Raw genomic sequence first — 18,884 nt, forward strand, 5'->3', positions numbered from 1 at the left:
ATGCGGGTGGCGCTGCGCACCGACGCTTCCGTGCGCATCGGCACCGGGCACGTGCGGCGCTGCGTCTCGCTGGCCCGTGCCCTGCAGGACGAGGGGGTCGAGACGCTGCTGGTGTGCCGCGCGCACGACGCGGTGAGCGAGGACGCCATCAGCGATGGGGTGCGTGTCGCCTGGTTGCCGCGCGCCGAACCCGGCTTCGCGCCGCCTCCGGACGATCCTGCCCATGCCGCCTGGGCTGGCGTGGCCTGGCCGCAGGACGCGCGGGAGACCGCGCAGGCCCTCGCCGGCTTCGCCCCCGACTGGGTGCTCGTGGACCACTATGCGTTCGACGCGCGCTGGCAGCAGGCGATGGCGCAAGCCACGGGTGGGCGCATCGCGGCCATCGACGACCTGGCGGATCGCCCGCATGCGGTCGACCTGCTCATCGACCAGAACCTGCAGCCGCCTGCCGGGAACAAGTACGTCGGCCGCATCGCGCCGCACGCGCGCGCGCTGCTCGGCCCGCGCTACGCCCTGCTCGCCCCCGGATACGCGAGCGCGCCGCGCTACCGGTTCCGCCGCACCGTTCGCAGCATCGGCATCTTCCTCAGCGGCGCGGACGCGAACGATGCGTCCAGCGCGGCCCTGCGCGCCTGCCGGGAGGACGCCGGGTTCGCCGGCGACATCGAGCTCGTTTCCAGCGCGCGCAGCCCGCATCTGGCGCGGCAGCGGGAACTGGCGCAACGCTGGCCCGGCACGCGCGTGTCGACGGACCTGCCGGACCTGCGGGCCTTCTTCGCCCGCCACGACCTGCAGGTCGGCTCCGGCGGCGGGGCGGCGTGGGAGCGCTGCTGCATCGGCGCGCCTTCGGTGGCCGTGCAGATCGCCGCCAACCAGCAGGCGGTGCTGCCGCACCTGGCTGCGCTCGGTGCGGTCGAATGGGTGCAGGATCCGCAGCGCCTCGGCGAAGCGGTGGCGCGCCTGGTGGCGCAGCCGCGGCAAAGGCTGGCCCTGGCGCGCGCCGCCCGCGCGCTGGTGGACGGACGCGGCAGCGCCCGCGTCGCCGCCGTGCTGGCGTTGGCCGTGCAACCCACGCTGGCCTGGCGCGACGCGACCGCGGCCGACGAAGCCCTGCTGCTGGAATGGGCCAACGACCCGCAGGCGCGCGCCCTGGCCTTCCACCCGGAGCGCATCGCGCCGCGCCAGCACCACGCCTGGTTCGCGGCCCGCCTGGCGCATCCGGACGCGTGCCTGATCCTGGTCGCCACCTCGCCTGCGGGCACGCCCGTGGGCACAGTGCGCTTCGAGCGCGAGGAGGCGCAGTGGGTGATCAGCTATTCGCTCGACCCCGCGTTCCGCGGCTGGGGCCACGGCACGCGGCTGCTGGCCGGCGCCCTGGAAGTGCTAGGCCGACGCTTGGGGGCTTCGCAGGTGCTGGGCTGGGTGCGGCGCGACAATGCGGCATCGGTGCGCATCTTCCGCGCCCTCGGCTTCGAAGAGACCCGCGTGGACCGCGGCGGCGAGCTCTGTCACCTGTTCCAGCGGCACATAGGCACATAACATGGGTTTTTCGCTCGCGGGCCGGCGCATCGGCCGGGATGCCGCCCCCTTCGTCATCGCGGAGATGTCGGGCAACCACAACCAGTCGCTGGAGCGCGCGCTGCAGATCGTCGACGCTGCCGCCGCGGCCGGCGCGCACGCGCTGAAGATCCAGACCTACACGCCGGACACGATGACCATCGCGGCGCCGCAGCGGGAGTTCTCGATCCAGGATCCCGCCAGCCTCTGGGCCGGCCGCAGCTTCCACGACCTGTACAGGCAGGCGCAGACGCCGTGGGACTGGCACGCGCCCCTCTTCGAGCGCTGCCGGCAGCACGGCATGCTCGGTTTCTCCTCGCCCTTCGACGACACGGCGGTCGACTTCCTCGAATCGCTCGACGTGCCCTGCTACAAGATCGCGTCCTTCGAGAACATCCACCTGCCCCTGATCGAGAAGGTCGCGAGGACGGGCAAGCCCGTGATCATGTCCACCGGCATGGCGAGCGTCGCTGAACTCGATGAAGCGGTGCGCACCGCGCGCGCGGCCGGTTGCAGGGACCTCGTGCTGCTCAAGTGCACCAGCACTTATCCGGCCACGCCGCTGGACTCGAACCTGCTGACGATACCGCACCTGCGTGACCTGTTCGGCTGCGAGGTGGGCCTGAGCGACCACACGATGGGCATCGGCGTCGCCGTCGGCGCGGTGGCACTCGGCGCGGTGCTGGTGGAGAAACATTTCACGCTGCGGCGCGCGGACGGCGGCGTGGACAGCGCGTTCTCGCTCGAACCCGACGAACTGAAGTCGCTCGTCACCGAGACCGAGCGTGCCTGGCAGGCGCTGGGCGCGGTCCATTACGGGCCCACCGAGGCCGAGCGCCAGTCGCTCGCCTATCGCCGATCCGTCTACGTCGTCGCGGACATGACGGCAGGCGAGGCCTTCACGCCGGAGAACCTGCGCATCATCCGCCCCGGCCATGGGCTCGCACCGAAGTACCAGGCCATTGCGCTGGGCAAGAAGGCCACGCGCGACATCGAACGTGGCACGCCCCTGGGCTGGGACCTGATCGGCTGAACGGGCCATGGGAAAATCCTTCCCATGACACAACTGAGGGTCGGATTCGCCAGCGTCTATGCATGGCGGCCGCACGTGGAGCACATGATGTTCCTCGCGCGCCTGGTCGAACAGGCCGGGCATGCCGCGTTCTTCCTGGCCTGCGACGCCGATCTTCCGTCCTGCTACACGCGCGAATTGCGCGACGTCCGCCCCGACTGGATGGAATGCCTGCTGTGCCGCGCCGGCGGCGTGCGCTCGTACACCGGGCGCAACGTGGCGGCGATCGGCAGCCTCGTGGCTGCGCCGGATGCAGACGCGCTCGCGCGCGGCGCCGAGTGGGCGGCGTCGAGCGCCAGCACGCTGGGCCGCTTCGAATCCCCGGCGGATTACGCCAGTCCCGAATTCGCCCAGTTGCGCGACCGCCTTGCGCCAGGCGCGGCGATCGCGTACGAGGCGGCCAAAGCGTGGATCCGGCGCGAGCGGCTCGACGCGATCTGCCTGTTCAACGGCCGCATGGACGCCACGCGCGGCATCTTCGAGGCCGCGCGTGCCGCCGGCGTGCGGGTCGTCACTTTCGAGCGCACGTGGTTCGGCGACGGCATCCAGCTCCTGCCCGACGAACACTGCCTCGGCCTCGCGACCTGGCACGCGACCATCGCGCGCTGGAGCACCGTGCCCCTGTCGCAGGCACAGGCACGCAAGGCCGCCGCCTTCGTCGCTGCCCGCCTCACGCGCACCAACGCGAGCGAATGGCGCGCCTACAACGTCGACGCGCGGGACACCGGCTGGCCCGTGGCAGGGGGGAAGCGCCGCATCCTCGTGCTTCCCAGCAGCCTCAACGAGATCTGGAACATGCCGGGCTGGGAGTCGCCCTGGGGCGATGCGACGGCCGGCTTCGACGCCGTGATGGCGCATCTGGGCCTGCAGCCGGAGGACCTCGTCCTGCGTTGCCATCCGAACTGGTCGGAGCGCATCGGCAAGCGCGATGGCCGCCTGCCCGAGGCGCACTACACGGCTTGGGCCCGTTCGCGCGGCATCCACGTCATCGGCAGCGCCGACAAGGCCAGCACCATGTCGCTGATCGCCCACTGCGATGCGGTGCTTCTGGCCAGCGGGAGCGCGGCCCTGGAAGCGGCCGCCATGGGCAAGCAGGTGATCTCAATCGGCCCGTCGCACTACCAGGAGGCGGGCCTGCGCACCGATGCGACCACGCCCTCGGCGCTGGCGGGCGTGTCCCTCGATGTGGACCTGCCGCCGCAGGAGCGCGCCGCCGCGCAGGACCGCCTGCGGCGCGCCGTGCTGCGTTTCCTCTACACCGTCGCCTGGCGGCTGCCGCAGTACGTGCAGCACGTGAAGGCGGTCTCCACCACCTCCTATCGGTACGTGCCGGGTGCCGACCCGCATCGGCTGGTGGACCTTCTTCGCACCGGCCGCCTCGAAGCCGACGATGCCTGCGCGAGCCCCGATGCCGCCGGCGAGGACCGGGTCGTTGCGCTGCTGCAGTCCGGCGAGTGGGAGAGCCTGCGCCAGCCCGCGGCGGAAGGGCCGGCTGCCTCCGACCGCCTGCGCCGCCGCTGGTTCCTGCAGCCGGTGGACTTCATCCGCGAGAAGATGCCCGTTGGCGACCGATGAGACCGGGGCGGTGAAGACGCCTGCCATGCGCCGCCAGCTGTGGTACCTGCCCGTGCTCGGGGCGGGCATGGCGCTGCTGATGCTGCGCGTGCTGCTCATGGCACGCCTGCTCGACGTGCCGGGTTTCGCCCGCTACAGCATGGGCCTGGTGGTGGCGACCGTGTTCTGCATGCTGGGCGCCCTGGGTCTCTATCCGCTCCTGCAGCGGGAGATGCCGATCCAGCTCGCGCATGGGCAGCGGCGCCGGGCGCTGCTGCTGCTCGCGCAGGCCCTGCTGGTCGCCACGGGCTGCGCGCTCGTCGGCATGCTCGCCGCGCTGCTGCCCCGGGCGATCGCAGGCCTGTCCGGCATCGCCTTCGCGGTGGCGGTCCTCAATGGCCTGTCGCAACAGGCCTTCCTGGTTGCCACCACCGAAAGCCGCAGCGCCGGCGAGCCGCTGCGCTATGCGTGGCAGAACTTCGGGCGCGCAGTGGCGATCGTGGTGGCGAGCGGGCTCGTCGCCGAATGGACCGGCTCGCCGAACCTGGTGCTCGGGGTGGAGGCGGCGCTGTCGCTGGCGGTGTCGTTCGCGATCGTGCGACGCGCCGCCCGGCGCGCCCGCCTGCCGCTGGGCCTGCTGTGGCGCGCCGGCGCGGCGCGGCTGGGCCGAGCGCCATGGCACACGGCCCTGGTGTTCCTGGGCATTTCGATCGTCGCGAGCCTACTGACGAACGCCGACCGCTGGATCGGCGCCGAACTGCTGGCCGTGGACGGTTTCGCGCAGTACGCCTTCGCCGGGACGGCCCTCGTGCTGGCGCAGGCCGTGCAGAGCATGGTCAGCGCCGCCGTTTATCCCCTGGTGGCACGCCGCTTCGCCACGGCGGGGCTGGCAAGCGCCTTCCGCCTCGCGGCAACCACCTCGCTGGGGCTGCTCGCCGCAGCCGCCGCGGCGAGCGTGCCGGTCTATTTCGCTGCAGCCTGGGCGATCGCGCGCTGGTATCCCGCGTACCAGGCCTCCACCGCGCTGCTGCCGGTGCTGCTGGCGGTGTGCTGCCTGCGCGTGTCGGACTTCTGGTCGGCGTTCCTCGCCGCATCGCGCCACGAGCGCCTGCTGCTGGCCCTGCACCTGGCGGTGGCGATCGTCGGTTGCGGCGCATGGCTCGCATGGGCGGCGCGCTCCGGCCTGAAGGTCGACCCGCAGGCCATCGCCTGGCTCGCGCTGGTCCTGGGCACCGGCAGTTACGCTTCGGCGTTGATCGCCTCCGCCTGGATCCGCCGCGCCGCGCCGCCGGTGCCCGCTGTCGTCGCCCTGGATCCCTCCGCCCCATGAAGCAGGACCTCGTCTCCATCATCACCCCAGCCTACAAGGCGGCCGCAACCATCGGGCAGACCATCGCCTCGGTGCAGGCGCAGACCCACGGCCACTGGGAGATGCTGGTCGCCGACGACTGCTCTCCCGACGACACCCGCGCGGTGGTCGCGGAATGGGCCGCGCGCGATGCGCGCGTGCGGCTCATCCCGATGGCGAAGAACGGCGGCCCCGCCGCCGCCCGCAACGGCGCCCTCGCGCAGGCACAGGGACGCTGGATCGCCTTCCTGGACAGCGACGACCTGTGGCTGCCGCCCAAGCTCGAACACTCGATCGCGCATGCGCAGGCGAACGGCGCCGCGCTGGTCTTCACCGGGTTTCGCCGCATCAGCTTCGACGGCACGCGCACCGGCGAATACATCGGCGTGCCGCGCACCCTCACCTACCGCCAGCTGCTGGGGAACACGGCCATCGCGACGTCGACCGTGCTGCTCGATCGCGCGCAGTGCGGCGAAGTGCGCATGAAGCCGGTCTTCTACGACGACTTCGCCTGCTGGCTGGAGATCCTCAAGCGCGGCTTCGTCGCCCACGGGCTGGACGAAGACCTGATGCGCTACCGCGTGATGCCCGCTTCGGTGTCGCGCAACAAGAAGCGCTCGGCCCAGGAGGTATGGAAGGCCTACCGGCAGGTGGAACACCTCGGGCCGATTGCTTCCGCCTGGCACTTCACCGGCTATGCCTTGCGCGCCCTGCGCAAGTACCGGCAGTTCTGATGGCAGCGCGCCCCGGCCTCGACGCGGCGCCCGTGGCGGTCACGGGCGCGGGCGGCTTCGTCGGCCGCGCGCTGGTGCGCCACCTGCACGCGCAGGGCCGCAGCGTGACGGCCGTCGCCCGGCACGCCTGGGAAGCACCCGCCGGGGTGCGCCAGGTCACGGTGGCGAGCTACGAGGATGCGGCGGCGCTGGACGTCGCGCTGCGCGGCGCCGGCTGCATCGTGCATCTCGCCGCCCTCGCCCATCGCGCCGGCAGCGCGGCGGAATTCGATGCGAGCGTGCGTGCGGCGCAGGGCGTGGTCGCCGCGGCCAAGCGCTGCGGCGCGCAGCGGCTGGTGTTCCTCAGCTCCATCGGCGTCAACGGCCACCGCACGGAAGGACGGGCGTTCACCGAGGAAGACCCGCCGCAACCCGTGGAAGCCTATGCCCACAGCAAGCTGCAGGCGGAACAGGCAGTGATCGCCGCTTGCGCGGCCAGCACGCTGGACTACGTGATCGTGCGCCCTCCCCTCGTCTACGGCGCCGACGCGCCCGGCAACTTCGGCCGCCTGGTGCGGCTGGTGCGGCGCGGCTGGCCGCTGCCGCTGGGGGCGATCCGCAACGAGCGCAGCTTCATCGCGCTGGACAACCTCGTCGACCTGCTGGCCCTGTGCAGCCACCACCCGGCCGCCGCGAACCAGCTGCTGCTGGCGGCCGATGCCGAGGACCTCTCGACCCCCGACCTGGTGCGCGGCATCGCCGCGGGCCTGGGCCGCCCCGCGCGCCTGGTGCCGGTGCCGCCGGCGCTGCTGCGCCTCGGCGCGAAGCTCCTGCGCCGCGAGCGGCTGGCCGACAGCCTGTGCGCCTCGCTGCGGGTGGATGCCTCCAAGGCCCGCCGCCTGCTCGGTTGGCAGCCGAGGGTGCGCGCCATGGAGGGCGTGCGGCGCGCGGTCCTCGCAACGCACTCGCCATGATCAAGCGCCTGTTCGACATCCTCGTTGCCACGCTCGCCCTCCTGCTGCTGGCGCTGCCGATCGCGCTCGTCGCGCTGGCGGTCAAGCTCACTTCGCCGGGGCCGGTGCTGTACTGGTCCGACCGCGTGGGGCGCGACAACCGCATCTTCCGCATGCCCAAGTTCCGCAGCATGCGCATCGACACGCCCGTGCTCCCCACCCACCTGCTGACCTCGCCCGAGCGCTGGCTCAGCCCCATCGGCAGCCTCCTGCGCCGCACGAGCCTGGACGAACTGCCGCAACTGTGGAGCGTGCTCAAGGGCGACATGAGCCTGGTCGGCCCCCGCCCCGCCCTGTTCAACCAGGACGACCTGATCGAGCTGCGCACGCGGCGCGGCGTGCACGTGCTGCGCCCGGGCATCACCGGCTGGGCCCAGGTCAACGGGCGCGACGAGCTGCCGATCCCGGTGAAGGTGGACTTCGACGCCTGGTACCTGGAGCACCGTTCGCTGGCGCTGGACCTGCGCATCCTGGGGCTGACCGTGCTGAAAGTCGTGGGACAGCACGGGGTGGCCCACTGACCTTCGCGGCCCGACCTGCCCGTCCGAACTAAAATAGAGGGTTTTCCCCTCCAGCAGCGCCTTCGCGCGCCCGCCGCATGTCCGACGACCGCACCACCCCCATCGACGAAAACCAGCTGATCGCAGAACGCCGCGAGAAACTCAAGGCCCTGCGCGACGCGCAGCGTCAGGGCGGCGGCCCCGCCTTCCCGAACGACTTCAAGCCCGGCGACCAGAGCGCGGCCCTGCATGCCGCCCACGGTGCCAAGCCCGCCGAACAGCTCGAAGCCGAGGGGGCGACCGCGCGGGTGGCCGGCCGCATGATGCTCAAGCGGGTGATGGGCAAGGCGAGCTTCGCCACGCTGCAGGACGGCGGCGGCCGCATCCAGGTCTACGTCACGCGCGACGCGGTCGGCGAGGAGGCCTACGGCGAGTTCAAGCGCTGGGACCTCGGCGACATCGTCGGCGCCGAGGGCAAGGTGTTCAAGACGCGCACCGGCGAACTCTCGCTGCACGCCACCTCCATCCGCCTGCTCACCAAGAGCCTGCGGCCGATGCCGGACAAGTTCCACGGCGTCGCGGACCAGGAGGTGAAATACCGCCAGCGCTACGTCGACCTGATGATGGACGAAGAGGCGCGCAAGCGCTTCGTGGCGCGCAGCCGCGCGATGTCTTCCATCCGCGACTTCATGGTCCAGGCCGGTTTCCTGGAGGTCGAGACGCCGATGCTGCACCCGATCCCCGGCGGCGCCAACGCCAAGCCCTTCATCACCCACCACAACGCGCTGGACCAGGAGATGTACCTGCGCATCGCGCCCGAGCTCTATCTGAAGCGCCTGTTGGTGGGCGGTTTCGAGCGCGTGTTCGAGATCAACCGCAACTTCCGCAACGAAGGCATCTCGGTGAGGCACAACCCCGAGTTCACCATGATGGAGTTCTACGCGGCGTACTGGAACTACCGCGACTTGATGGACTTTACCGAGGCGCTGATCCGCGACGCGGCCACCAGGGCGGTGAATACGCTGCAGCTCTCGTACAGCGGCAAGGAAGTGGACCTCGCCAAGCCGTTCGCGCGCCTTACGATCCCCGAGGCCATCGTGCAGCACACCGATGCCGGCGACAACGTGGGCAACCGCGACTGGCTGATCCAGCAGCTGCGCAAGCTCGGAATGACCGAGGAGAAGCAGCGCCTGTCCGGCCGTTCGCTCGCCTCGCTGCAGGTGCTGTACTTCGAGGAGAAGGTGGAGGAGAAGCTGTGGCAGCCGACCTTCATCATGGAGCACCCGACCGAGATCTCCCCGCTGGCCCGCGCCAACGACGAACGGCCCGAGGTCACCGAGCGCTTCGAGCTGTACATCACCGGCCGCGAGATGGCCAACGGCTTCTCGGAACTCAACGACGCCGAGGACCAGGCCGCGCGCTTCATGGCGCAGGTGAGCGCCAAGGACGCGGGCGACGACGAAGCCATGTTCTACGACCACGACTTCGTGCGCGCGCTGGAGTACGGCATGCCGCCGGCCGGCGGCTGCGGCATCGGCATCGACCGCCTGATGATGCTGCTGACCGACAGCCCCAGCATCCGCGACGTGATCCTGTTCCCGGCGCTGCGCCGCGAGGGCTGATGGCGCGGACGCGGCGGAGCGAGCCCGCCGTCGGCATCGATTTCGGCACCTCGAATTCCGCCGTCTCCTTCATCGGCCCGGACGGCCTCGCCCGGCTGGTGCCGCTGGAGGGCAGCACGACGGCCATGCCGACGGCGGTGTTCTTCAACCAAGAGGACCACGCGACCTACTTCGGGCGCGAGGCGATCGCGCTGTACCTCGCGGGTGTCGAGGGCCGCTTGATGCGCTCGCTCAAGAGCCTGCTGGGAAGCAGCCTGCTGGACGAGGAGACGGCGGTCGGCACCGGCACGCTGAGCTTCCGCGCGATCATCACGCGCTTCCTGCGCGAGCTGCGTGCCCGTGCGGCCGCGCACCTGGGCCACGAACTGAAGCGCGTGGTGCTGGGACGGCCGGTGCACTTCGTCGACGACGACGCGGTGCGCGACGCCAGGGCCCAGGAGGCGCTGGCGCAAGCCGCGGCCGAGGCGGGCTTCACGCAGGTGGCCTTCGAGCTGGAGCCGATCGCCGCGGCGCTGGACTACGAGCGGCGCATGGACCGCGATGGCGCGGTGCTGATCGTCGACATCGGCGGCGGCACGTCCGACTTCACGGTGGCGCGCCTGGGGCCGGGGCGCTTCGCGCGCGCGGACCGGCGCCAGGACATCCTGGCAACGACCGGCGTGCACATCGGCGGCACCGACTACGACCAGAAGCTGAACCTGCGGCGAGTGATGCCGCTGCTCGGTTTCGGCCATGTCGGGCCCACGGGCCGCGAAGTGCCAAGTCCCACCTTCATCGATCTCGCCAGCTGGCACCTGATCCACCGCGTGTACGCGCCCAAGGTGATCCGGCACGTGCGCGAGCTGCGGGTGAACTACACCGACACGCGCCTGCACGATCGCCTGATGACGGTGCTGGAACACCATCTGGGGCACTTGCTGGCCAGCGAAGTGGAGCAGGCGAAGATCCACAGTTCCACGTCCGGGGAACTCGCGACGATGGACCTGTCCACCGTAGAGGGCGGTCTGTCGGCGTCGTTCGGGCCGGCGGAGATGGCGCAGGATCTTTCTTCCCTGCTGGAGCAGGTCGTGGACTGCGCCGCGGAGTGCGTGCAGCGCGCGGGGCTGGCTTCGGGGCAGGTGGATGCGATCTACCTCACCGGCGGGTCGTCGGCGTTGCGGCCGTTCCAGGTGTTGCTGCAGGAGCGGTTTGCGGGAACGCCCGTGATGGAGGGGGATTTGTTCGGAGGGGTCGCGTCGGGGTTGGCGTACGCGCCGCGTTGAGCGGCACCGCCACGCGCGGGGCGCGGTACGATGGCCGGGCTGTGAGCTTGGCTGCAATGCGTGTCCCTCGATGGCTTCCATGGGTTCTCGCGCCTGGCGTGCTGGCGGGAGGCGGACTCTGGGCGCTCCTGGCCTTCAATGACGACGTGTACGAGGTACGCGCGGAGTTGATGCCGGCAGGCGATCAGCGAGCCTCCGGTGTCATGAAGTTCGAAGTCGTTGTTCCGAAAAATGCGACTGGGGGCGTGCAGGAGGACGAATTCCAGACGCGCGTGAGCTACCGGTTTACCCATCTGCAGCCGGGAGAGAAGTACTCGATCTCATTCTGGGAAACGTCAGCCTGCGATCGGGATGCTCCCCCCCCTCGCCCGCTTGGCAACAAGCCTTGGGCAGAGCGAGCCCCAATGGAGACGGCGTCCATGTATTTCCTGGAGCCGCTGCCGGCTTTCGTCGCCGACCCCGATGGGACTTTGCAGGCCTCCATTGTCGTAAGGGGCCGGCCCGGCCGCGTGGAGCTTGTTCCGGCAATCACCACGCTCTCGATCGGCGCGGCGCCAATTTCCTACTCGCGCGACAGCATGGTGGCTTGTGGCCGGGTAGAAATGATGAAGTTGCGCAGTGGGTGGCATCTCATCCGCGTCCACTTCTGACGCGCACGGTGCGGCCGCTCAAGGGGTACCGATGAGAACATCAGTGACGCGGGGACGTCCGAAGCCGTCGCAACCGGCCCCGTCAGGCAGGTAGAAACTCAGTTTCGCACCAGTCGCTTGCGCCGTGAGCAGGATGGCGAGCGCCTGCTTCGGGTTGTCCGTTGCCAGAATGCCGTAGAACTCCGCCGTCGGACAGTTGTTCGGGTTCTGCACGGGTTCGTTCGTGACGAAGGTCACCGCTCCGGTCGCAGCGCTCGATCGCACATTCTTCACCGTCATCGAGAAGACCCAGCCCGCTTGAACTTGCGCGGCGAGAGCCATCGCACATGCGAAGACGAGTGCATGCCGTGTGCTCCCCTGCGGGGATCCTGGCGTGAGTGGCATTCCTTCCTCCAAGAAAGAGTGGACATTGCGCGTGCGGTCCCTGCGGCTTGCGTCGGCATCGACGGCCCGAGGCGGACCCGCGCGCCATGATGCCTCATGCGCCGGCCTGCACCACCGCATCCCGGGAGCACTGGTGCAGATGTCACAAGACTCGCACCCATGCGGCATCTAAAGTCTGGCTCGGTCGAAGCGGTCGACGTGACGCAGGCGTCCCGCTGCGCGTACGCAGTCACCCAACTCGGAGTCTCTCATGACAAAGCGATTGCGCGCACTGCTTGTCGTGCTCGTGTGCCTGACGATCTCCAACGTGGGCGCCTGTCCGTGGAGCGGCACGTCCTTGCATGCCTGGAATGCCGACACGAACGGCGACGGGCAGTTGGATGTCGTGCTGCAGGGTCGCCCGAAGATCGTGGTTCTCGATTCCGAAGACATGCTCCTTCTTCCGCTCCCCAGCAGCTTCACCCCGCTGCTCCTCGAATCCTCCCCGATCGGCTACCTCCCGCGCCCCCTTTCCCAGGCCGAGGCGCTCGCTCTTAATCCCGTGGAAGGCCAGTACACCGCCAACGTGCTTGCGGCAACGGGGGCAATGTGCGGTTCCCTGTTGCTGCGGTCCCTCGGCGCCGGCCCCAGCCTGATCGTCGGCTACGCGGATTCCGGCGCGGTGAGCGCGGTCGAAGTCCTGACCGCGAACCAGGTCGGCTTCCCTATTGAGCAGTATTCCCTGATTCCCGGTGACCTCAACGGCGACGGCGTGGCCGAGATCCGCGTGACCCAGGGCGCCGTGGTTCGCGGCGTGATGGTCCGCGCACCGGACGGCCGCTACAACCTCGATCCGAGCGCCTCGGCGATCGCGGCGTGGAACAGCTTCGTTGAGGCGCTGCGCACCGGCAACGCGGAGCTTGCGATCGCGCACCTGAGCACCGGTGCTTCCCAGGCCCTGGGCGGCCGCATCATGTCAGCAGGCCCGATGCTTCCCGCCATCGTCTCCGACATCGTAAACACGCATCTCGACTCCGTCACGCCGGATGAGGCGGTCGTCAATACCATCGTGCAGATTTCCGCGGACAGCCACCGTTTGTATCGATCGCGGATCGTCCGCGAGGGCGGCGTGTGGTTCGTGGATTCCATCTGAGGCATCCATGCTCTCCAATATCCTCAACCTGTTCGATGCACCCAAGGTGTGCGCCTGGTGCATTTCCAGGCGCCTGCTCGCACTCGCGTTGGCGGCGCCAGCCGTGGCGTTCGGCTATGAGGAGAGCACGCACGCAATGCTCACGGAAAAGGCTGCGGCGCGCTCGAAGGTGGTCCAGCGTGCCGGCTTCTTCCTGGCGTCGGGTCTGCGCTCCCCCAGCGATCTGGTCTACTCCGGGATCGGCAGCGGTGCGCCACTCCAGGTCGACGCCGTCAAGCTCATGAGCTTCGGGGCGACCTGGGAAGACGGGTTCTACCCGGCCATCGCCCGCAATCACTTCTTCGATCCGCAATTCCAGAACGGGATTGGGCGTGGCTTGCAGGTTGCCTTCCTCCGAGAGGGCCTGGCATCTCCAGACTGGGCCCTTGAAGACACCGGAGTCTTCACCGACCCGGACTCGCCCAACGTTGGGCAGGTGCATGGGTTTTCGCTCCGCGATGCAGGCGAGGCGTTCTATGTCGCGCTCAAGAGCCCCCTTCCCGGCGACCGCCTCGCAGCCCAGAGCCGGATGTGGCAAACGCTGGGTCATGTGGTGCACCACGTCCAGGACATGGCGCAGCCACAGCACGTACGCAACGAGCCGCACCTCCACACGGACATACTTGGCGTGACCGTCGTCGTTCCACCCAAGTCACGTTCGTTCTACGAGCTGTACACCCAGTCGTTGAACGTCCAGCTTTCCAGCTTCCTCGAGACACACTCGTATACGCTGGCGCCAGGGACGATCCGCACCGCGCGCCAGTTCTTCCGCACGCCCTCAGCGCCCTTCTCTCGCCGCGGCATGGCGGAGTTCACCGCGGAAAACTTCGTCACGACGACGACCTCGCCCGCGCTCACGACAGGTGGCGTTCCGGTCCCGTCTTCCGAGTTTCCGCTGCCAGGAAGCGCCGACATGTACTTCCGCCAAATGCCAGTCCTGCTACTCAAGTTCTTTCCGGGGCTGCACCAGAATTACCTGTATGGCCGCATCGTCGACGGTGTCAACAATGCGTACCTCGGGGACGCTTTGCTGGGAATCGAGTCGCTGTGGTTCCGTCTCGGCGGCGGATACGTGGACGACGACCCTGCCGTCGCCAACGACAGGCACAAGTTCCTGCTGCCTCGGGCCGTGGCGTTCTCTGCGGGGCTCATCGACCATTTTTTCCGCGGCTCCATGACGCTGGTGTCCGCCAGCAGCGACGGCAAGCAATGGACGCTGACCAACGGGGGCGAAGATCTCGAGGGCATTCTCGAGTTCTATGGCGAGCAAGCCGACGGGCAGCGGTCGCTGCTTTCCCAGCAGGGATTTTTCCTTGGCAGTGGCGTGTCGGCGGCTTTGGCCGTGCCGATCGCACCGTCGTACGCCCGCTTGCTTGCCGTCTTCAAGGGTCGCATAGGGGCGGAGGGGAATTCACTCGGCAGAGGCTATTACAGCGTCGCCGGTGCGATCGCGGCGGTGCCTGCAGCCCCCGTCGCCAGTTGCCCAGGCGATGTGCTGCTGGACAACAGCATGGGGACCAACTCGAATCTGGACATGACGTTCCAGCTTGTCGGTTCCGGAACCGTGCAAACGGCGATGGAGAACTACTCGATACCGGATTCGCTCACGATCAGCATCGCGAACTCCGTTGTCGTCAACACGGGGATGTTCGCGGGAGAGCAACGCCCCAGCTTCGAGTACCGGTCAGGGCAGTCCGTGCGAGTGCAGGTGCAGGCTACTTCGAGCGACTTGTGGAACCTTCGGCTCAGCTGCCCGGGGCAGGGCCTGCAGGGCGACGCCGTGCCGAAGAAGCTCGTTTCCATTACGGTGACGAACCCTACGGGCGCCTTCCTTTGCAGCGGCGCATTCTGGGACATCTGGATCGACGGATCGATTCACCTGACGGGAAGCGGCAGCAGCGGCTGGTTCGTGCGACTGTCGGCGGGCGGAGAGCCGCACTCTGTGCGTTCGTCGGGGTCATGCCCTTCGATCGGCGCCCTAAACCAGACCGCCGGCCAACTGAACGTCAACGGGCAGCCCCTGTCAAACGGCCCGTTCCTCGTGCGATAACGGTCAGGCGGAAAGCAATACCTTCTCAACCCAACTATCGATCCGGAGGAATCATGAGGTTCTATGCTCGATGGATCCTGGCAGCGGCCTTGGTCAGCCCCGGTCTTGCATACGCTGCCTGTTCAAGCTCTTTAGGTGATGCCGGCTATTGCGACCAGGTCTTGGTGAAGAGGGTCTACATGGACGCGACGTCAAACGCCTACGTCGAAGTAGACGGCAACACATCCGCACTTGGCTGTAAGCTGGATGGCCCCTGGATCATGCTTCCCATGAACCTGCAGAATTCGAAGGCGGTTTATGCCACGCTTCTTGCGGCGCAGGTGGCCGCCAGGCCTGTCCAAGTTAGGATGGTGCCAAGTGCCGCGGCGTGTACCGTTGCGTACGTTCTGATGTACTGATCTTCGGGAGACGCCGCCGTGTGGATTCCCGCCTGCGCGGGAGTGACGGAGAACGGGAGTGCGGTCTACGTGCTTCCCGAACCTACCTTCAGGGCAGCAACTGCAGCGCCCGCATGTACCGCGGCTCCGTCATCAACGAATCCCACGACACCGACGGACCGCAAGGCAGCAGCGCCAGGCGGCGCTGCTCGCTCACCTCATTGAAGCGCCATTCGCCCCGCGACTGCGCCCCGGACAGGCCGTCGAGCATCTCGTCGATCGACTTGCCACCGTCGCTGTGCACCGACTCGTTGCACAGCAGCACCATGTCGCAGCCCGCGCTCAAGGCCGCGACCGCCGCTTCGGTGAAGGTGACCGGGTGGCCCTCGATCTTGCGCGCCCCCTCCATGCTCAGGTCGTCGCTGAAGATCGCGCCCTGGAAGTGCAGCTTCTCGCGCAGGATCTCGTTGAGCCATTTCGGCGAGAAGCCGGCCGGCAGCGAATCCACCTTCGGGTAGATCACGTGCGCCGGCATCACGCTGGTCAGCGTGGCGCCGAGCCACTCGTACGGGATCGCGTCCTCCTCCAGGATCGCCTTGAGGCCGCGCGTGTCCACCGGCACCTCGAGGTGCGAGTCGGCCTTGACGAAGCCATGCCCCGGGAAATGCTTGCCGCAGTTGGCCACGCCCGCCTGCAGCAGGCCCTGCATCAGGCTGCGGGCCAGCAGCGTGACGACGCGCGGGTCGCGATGGAAGGAGCGGTCCCCGATCACCGAGCTTTCGCCGTAATCCAGGTCCAGCACCGGTGTGAAGCTGAAGTCGACACCGCAGGCCCGCAGCTCGGCGCCGAGCACGTACCCCGCCGCGGTGGCGGCCGCCATGGCACGCATGGCGCCCGAGCCTTCGCGGCCCTTCGCGTCCTTGAACCACAGGTCGCCGAAGCGGCGCATGGGGGGCAGGTGGGTGAAGCCGTCGCTGCGGAACCGCTGCACGCGCCCACCCTCGTGGTCGACGCAGACCAGCAGGTCTTCGCGGATCGACTTGATCTCGGCGCACAGGTTCGTGAGCTGCTCGCGGCTTTCCCAGTTGCGGCCGAACAGGATCATGCCGCCCACCAGCGGATGCGCGAGGCGGCGGCGGTCGTCGTCGCCCAGGGCCAGGCCCGCGACGTCCAGGATCACCGGGGCATGTTCACTCATGGTTCTTCTCTTTCTGTTCGATCACCACGAAGCTCGCGGCGTAGTCGCTCTCGTCGGTCACGCTCACCTGCGCCTGCAGGCCGCGCGCGTCGCACCAGGCCTTGAGCGTGCCGTGCAGCACGATCACCGGCTTGCCGCTGGCCAGCTTGCCCACCTCGCAGGCCCGCCAGGTCATGGGCATGCGCATGCCCATGCCGATGGCCTTGCTGAAGGCTTCCTTGGCGGAAAAGCGGGTGGCGAGGTAGCGCACGCCACGTTCCGGCCAGCGCGCGCTGCGCGCCTTCCAGGTGGCGAATTCGCCGTCGCTCAGGATCCTGCGGGCGAAACGGTCGCCGTGCTTGTCGAGCGAGGCGCGGATGCGGCGCACGTCGCAGATGTCGGTGCCGATGCCGTAGATCACTGGTCGTGCATCCGGCTGCCCCGCGACAAGGCGGCGAGATAGGCGCGCACGGTGGCCGCATAGCCCAGCTCCAGCGCATCGGCGATCAGGGCATGGCCGATCGAGACTTCCAGCAGGTTCGGCAGCGACTGCACGAAGTCCGGCAGGTTGTCGCGATTGAGGTCGTGGCCGGCGTTGACGCCCAGGCCCGCGGCGTGCGCGGCCTGCGCCGCGGCGGCAAAGCGCCGCAGCTGCTCGACGTGCTGCGTCGTCCCCCAGGCGGCCGCGTACGGCTCGGTGTAGAGCTCGACCCGGTCGGCGCCCACCATCCTGGCCAGCGGAATGCTGCGCGGCTCGGCGTCCATGAACAGGCTCACGCGCACGCCCAGCGATTTCGCTTCGGCGATCAGCGGCTTCACGCGCTCGCCGTCCTTCTCCAGGTCCCAGCCGTGGTCGCTGGTGAACTGGCCCTCGGCGTCGGGCACGAAGGTGCACTGGTGCGGCCGCACCTCGCGCACGAAGTCCATCAGGTTGTGGAAGGGGTTGCCCTCGATGTTGAATTCGGCCTCGGGCCAGGCCTTCAGCAGCGCGGCCAGCTCGCGCACGTCCTCGCCGCGGATGTGGCGCGCGTCCGGCCGCGGATGCACCGTGATGCCGTGGGCGCCGGCCTGCAGGCACAGGGTGGCCGCGCGCGTGACGCTGGGGATGCCCAGGTGGCGCGTGTTGCGCACCAGGGCGACCTTGTTGAGGTTGACCGACAGCGCGGTCCGTTGGGAAGTCATAGGGCCTGCAGGTCCATCATCAGTTGCCGCGTGCGCAGCGTCGATACGCCGCAATGGTAGTGCAGCAGCGCACGCAGCTGCGGCTTGAGCTCGCCCATCGCCGCCGCGGCGCGCAGGGTGGCCTCGAAGGGCGCCGGATCGTCCAGGGCCTGCTGCAGCGCCAGCCAGTGCGCGCCGGGCAGGCTGGCCCGCGGATCCTCCTCGTCGGCCTCCAGCAGCCCGCCTTCCGCGTGCAGGGCGTAGCGCGCCTGCGGTTCCAGCGCGGCGAGCGTCGCCGTCTGCAGGTCGAGCGAGGGCAGCAGCCCGATCTCGCGCAGCAGCAGCAGCTCGAAGGCGCGCAGGGCGGGTTGCAGCAACTGCGGCTGCTCGCCGGCCAGCACGCGCACCGTCGCGCCGTACACGTCGAACAGCGGCGGATGCGGGTCGTCCCGGGCCAGCAGCCGCAACAGCAATTCGTTGAGGTAGTAGCCGGAGAGCAAGGCGTCGCCGGTGGGCATCACCTGCCCGCCCTGCCACTCCGCCGACTTGAGCGTGCGGATCTCGCCGTCGCCGCCGAAGGCGACGTGCAGCGGCTGCAGGGGCAGCAGGACGGGGCGGAAATTGGAGCTGGGCTTCTTGGCCCCCTTGGCGACGACGGCGATGCGGCCGTGCTCGCGCGTCAGCAGTTCCAGGATCAGGCTGGATTCGCTCCAGTCGTAGCGGTGGAGCACGTAGGCCGGCTCGTTGGCGTAGCGCTTCATCAGGTGGACCGGACGATGTATTCCGCCAGCACCCCGGGCACCCCCATCTTGGCCTGGAACAGTCGCTCGTCGGTGTCGCGCAGCCGGCGGCTGACCTCGCGCCCCATGTTCATCTGGATCAGGGTGAACTGCTCCAGGTCCCGCTCGTACAGCTTCAGCAGGCTCGTGCCGGGCAGTTCGATGGCCCGGCACGCTTGCACGGCGATCACGGAGGCGCTGCGGTGGTGCAGGTCCATGAGCGACATCTCCCCGAAGCAATCCCCCGGCAGCAGGTGCATCAGCACGTACTGGCTGCCCTGCCAGCGCTTGAGGACCGCGCCTCTCCCCTCCTCCAGGACGTACATGGACTGCGCATCGTCGCCCTCGCGGAAGAAGAATTCGCCGGCTGCGACCGAGACCTCCGTGCACAGCCCGAGCAGGAAGGTCAGCGTGTCCTCGGCGATTCCGCCGAAGAGGGGCATGGCCTGCAGGAGTTCGATCCGCGCGTTCATGCGGCCGCAGGGTGGGTCACA

The 18,884-nt window shown here is 69.0% G+C and carries 19 protein-coding genes; 13 read left to right on the top strand and 6 right to left on the bottom strand.

Going from position 1 to position 18,884, the window contains the following annotated elements:
• From pseG to WG923_RS11595, 10 genes are all read left to right on the top strand, one after another.
• A complete protein-coding gene (gene pseG, locus WG923_RS11550) occupies positions 1-1,539 on the top strand; it encodes a UDP-2,4-diacetamido-2,4,6-trideoxy-beta-L-altropyranose hydrolase (protein WP_340351112.1) in 1,539 nt (512 codons plus the stop codon).
• 1 nt (position 1,540) lies between these two features.
• Entirely contained in the window at positions 1,541-2,590 is a 1,050-nt protein-coding gene (gene pseI, locus WG923_RS11555) for a pseudaminic acid synthase (RefSeq protein ID WP_340351113.1), read from the top strand.
• A gap of 24 nt (positions 2,591-2,614) precedes the next feature.
• Positions 2,615-4,204, top strand: coding sequence for a hypothetical protein (locus WG923_RS11560; protein ID WP_340351114.1), 1,590 nt, complete (start codon positions 2,615-2,617; stop codon positions 4,202-4,204).
• Positions 4,191-5,513 (top strand): lipopolysaccharide biosynthesis protein, encoded by a 1,323-nt coding sequence (locus WG923_RS11565; RefSeq protein WP_340351115.1) that lies wholly within the window; start codon positions 4,191-4,193, stop codon positions 5,511-5,513. Before WG923_RS11560 ends, WG923_RS11565 begins: the two co-directional genes overlap by 14 nt.
• Positions 5,510-6,265, top strand: coding sequence for a glycosyltransferase family 2 protein (locus tag WG923_RS11570; protein ID WP_340351116.1), 756 nt, complete (start codon positions 5,510-5,512; stop codon positions 6,263-6,265). The genes WG923_RS11565 and WG923_RS11570 overlap by 4 nt, the downstream gene beginning before the upstream one ends.
• Positions 6,265-7,218, top strand: coding sequence for an NAD-dependent epimerase/dehydratase family protein (locus WG923_RS11575; RefSeq protein ID WP_340351117.1), 954 nt, complete (start codon positions 6,265-6,267; stop codon positions 7,216-7,218). The genes WG923_RS11570 and WG923_RS11575 overlap by 1 nt, the downstream gene beginning before the upstream one ends.
• A complete protein-coding gene (locus WG923_RS11580; RefSeq protein ID WP_340351329.1) occupies positions 7,218-7,778 on the top strand; it encodes a sugar transferase in 561 nt (186 codons plus the stop codon). Before WG923_RS11575 ends, WG923_RS11580 begins: the two co-directional genes overlap by 1 nt.
• A 77-nt stretch (positions 7,779-7,855) precedes the next feature.
• Entirely contained in the window at positions 7,856-9,379 is a 1,524-nt protein-coding gene (gene lysS, locus WG923_RS11585; protein WP_340351118.1) for a lysine--tRNA ligase, read from the top strand.
• Entirely contained in the window at positions 9,379-10,641 is a 1,263-nt protein-coding gene (locus WG923_RS11590; protein WP_340351119.1) for an Hsp70 family protein, read from the top strand. The genes lysS and WG923_RS11590 overlap by 1 nt, the downstream gene beginning before the upstream one ends.
• A gap of 203 nt (positions 10,642-10,844) precedes the next feature.
• Positions 10,845-11,291 (top strand): hypothetical protein, encoded by a 447-nt coding sequence (locus WG923_RS11595; protein WP_340351120.1) that lies wholly within the window; start codon positions 10,845-10,847, stop codon positions 11,289-11,291.
• A gap of 18 nt (positions 11,292-11,309) precedes the next feature.
• Here the strand turns inward: WG923_RS11595 and WG923_RS11600 are convergent, their stop codons facing one another.
• Entirely contained in the window at positions 11,310-11,612 is a 303-nt protein-coding gene (locus tag WG923_RS11600; protein ID WP_340351121.1) for a hypothetical protein, read from the bottom strand.
• Positions 11,613-11,925: 313 nt separating this feature from the next.
• Between WG923_RS11600 and WG923_RS11605 the strand changes: the two genes are divergently transcribed.
• The 3 genes from WG923_RS11605 to WG923_RS11615 are packed head-to-tail and all read left to right on the top strand — an operon-like array spanning position 11,926 to position 15,294.
• Entirely contained in the window at positions 11,926-12,807 is an 882-nt protein-coding gene (locus WG923_RS11605; RefSeq protein WP_340351122.1) for a hypothetical protein, read from the top strand.
• A 7-nt stretch (positions 12,808-12,814) separates the two neighbouring features.
• Positions 12,815-14,896 (top strand): hypothetical protein, encoded by a 2,082-nt coding sequence (locus tag WG923_RS11610; protein ID WP_340351123.1) that lies wholly within the window; start codon positions 12,815-12,817, stop codon positions 14,894-14,896.
• Positions 14,897-14,949: 53 nt separating this feature from the next.
• Positions 14,950-15,294, top strand: coding sequence for a hypothetical protein (locus WG923_RS11615; protein ID WP_340351124.1), 345 nt, complete (start codon positions 14,950-14,952; stop codon positions 15,292-15,294).
• An 88-nt stretch (positions 15,295-15,382) separates the two neighbouring features.
• Here WG923_RS11615 and nagZ read toward each other — a convergent pair whose 3' ends face one another.
• Genes nagZ through WG923_RS11640 form a run of 5 tightly spaced genes read right to left on the bottom strand, consistent with a single transcriptional unit; the run spans position 15,383 to position 18,863 of the window.
• A complete protein-coding gene (nagZ, locus tag WG923_RS11620) occupies positions 15,383-16,471 on the bottom strand; it encodes a beta-N-acetylhexosaminidase (RefSeq protein ID WP_340351125.1) in 1,089 nt (362 codons plus the stop codon).
• Entirely contained in the window at positions 16,464-16,871 is a 408-nt protein-coding gene (gene acpS, locus WG923_RS11625; RefSeq protein WP_340351126.1) for a holo-ACP synthase, read from the bottom strand. Before acpS ends, nagZ begins: the two co-directional genes overlap by 8 nt.
• Positions 16,868-17,632 (bottom strand): pyridoxine 5'-phosphate synthase, encoded by a 765-nt coding sequence (locus WG923_RS11630; RefSeq protein WP_340351127.1) that lies wholly within the window; start codon positions 17,630-17,632, stop codon positions 16,868-16,870. Before WG923_RS11630 ends, acpS begins: the two co-directional genes overlap by 4 nt.
• On the bottom strand, positions 17,629-18,372 hold the full coding sequence (recO, locus tag WG923_RS11635) for a DNA repair protein RecO (protein WP_340351128.1): 744 nt from the start codon (positions 18,370-18,372) through the stop codon (positions 17,629-17,631). The genes WG923_RS11630 and recO overlap by 4 nt, the downstream gene beginning before the upstream one ends.
• Positions 18,372-18,863, bottom strand: a complete 492-nt coding sequence (locus WG923_RS11640; RefSeq protein ID WP_340351129.1) for a Crp/Fnr family transcriptional regulator — start codon at positions 18,861-18,863, stop codon at positions 18,372-18,374. Before WG923_RS11640 ends, recO begins: the two co-directional genes overlap by 1 nt.
• Positions 18,864-18,884: the final 21 nt, after the last annotated feature.

Origin of the sequence: Ramlibacter sp. AN1133 (genome assembly GCF_037890035.1) — a bacterium.
In the GTDB taxonomy this organism is placed as follows: domain Bacteria; phylum Pseudomonadota; class Gammaproteobacteria; order Burkholderiales; family Burkholderiaceae_C; genus Ramlibacter.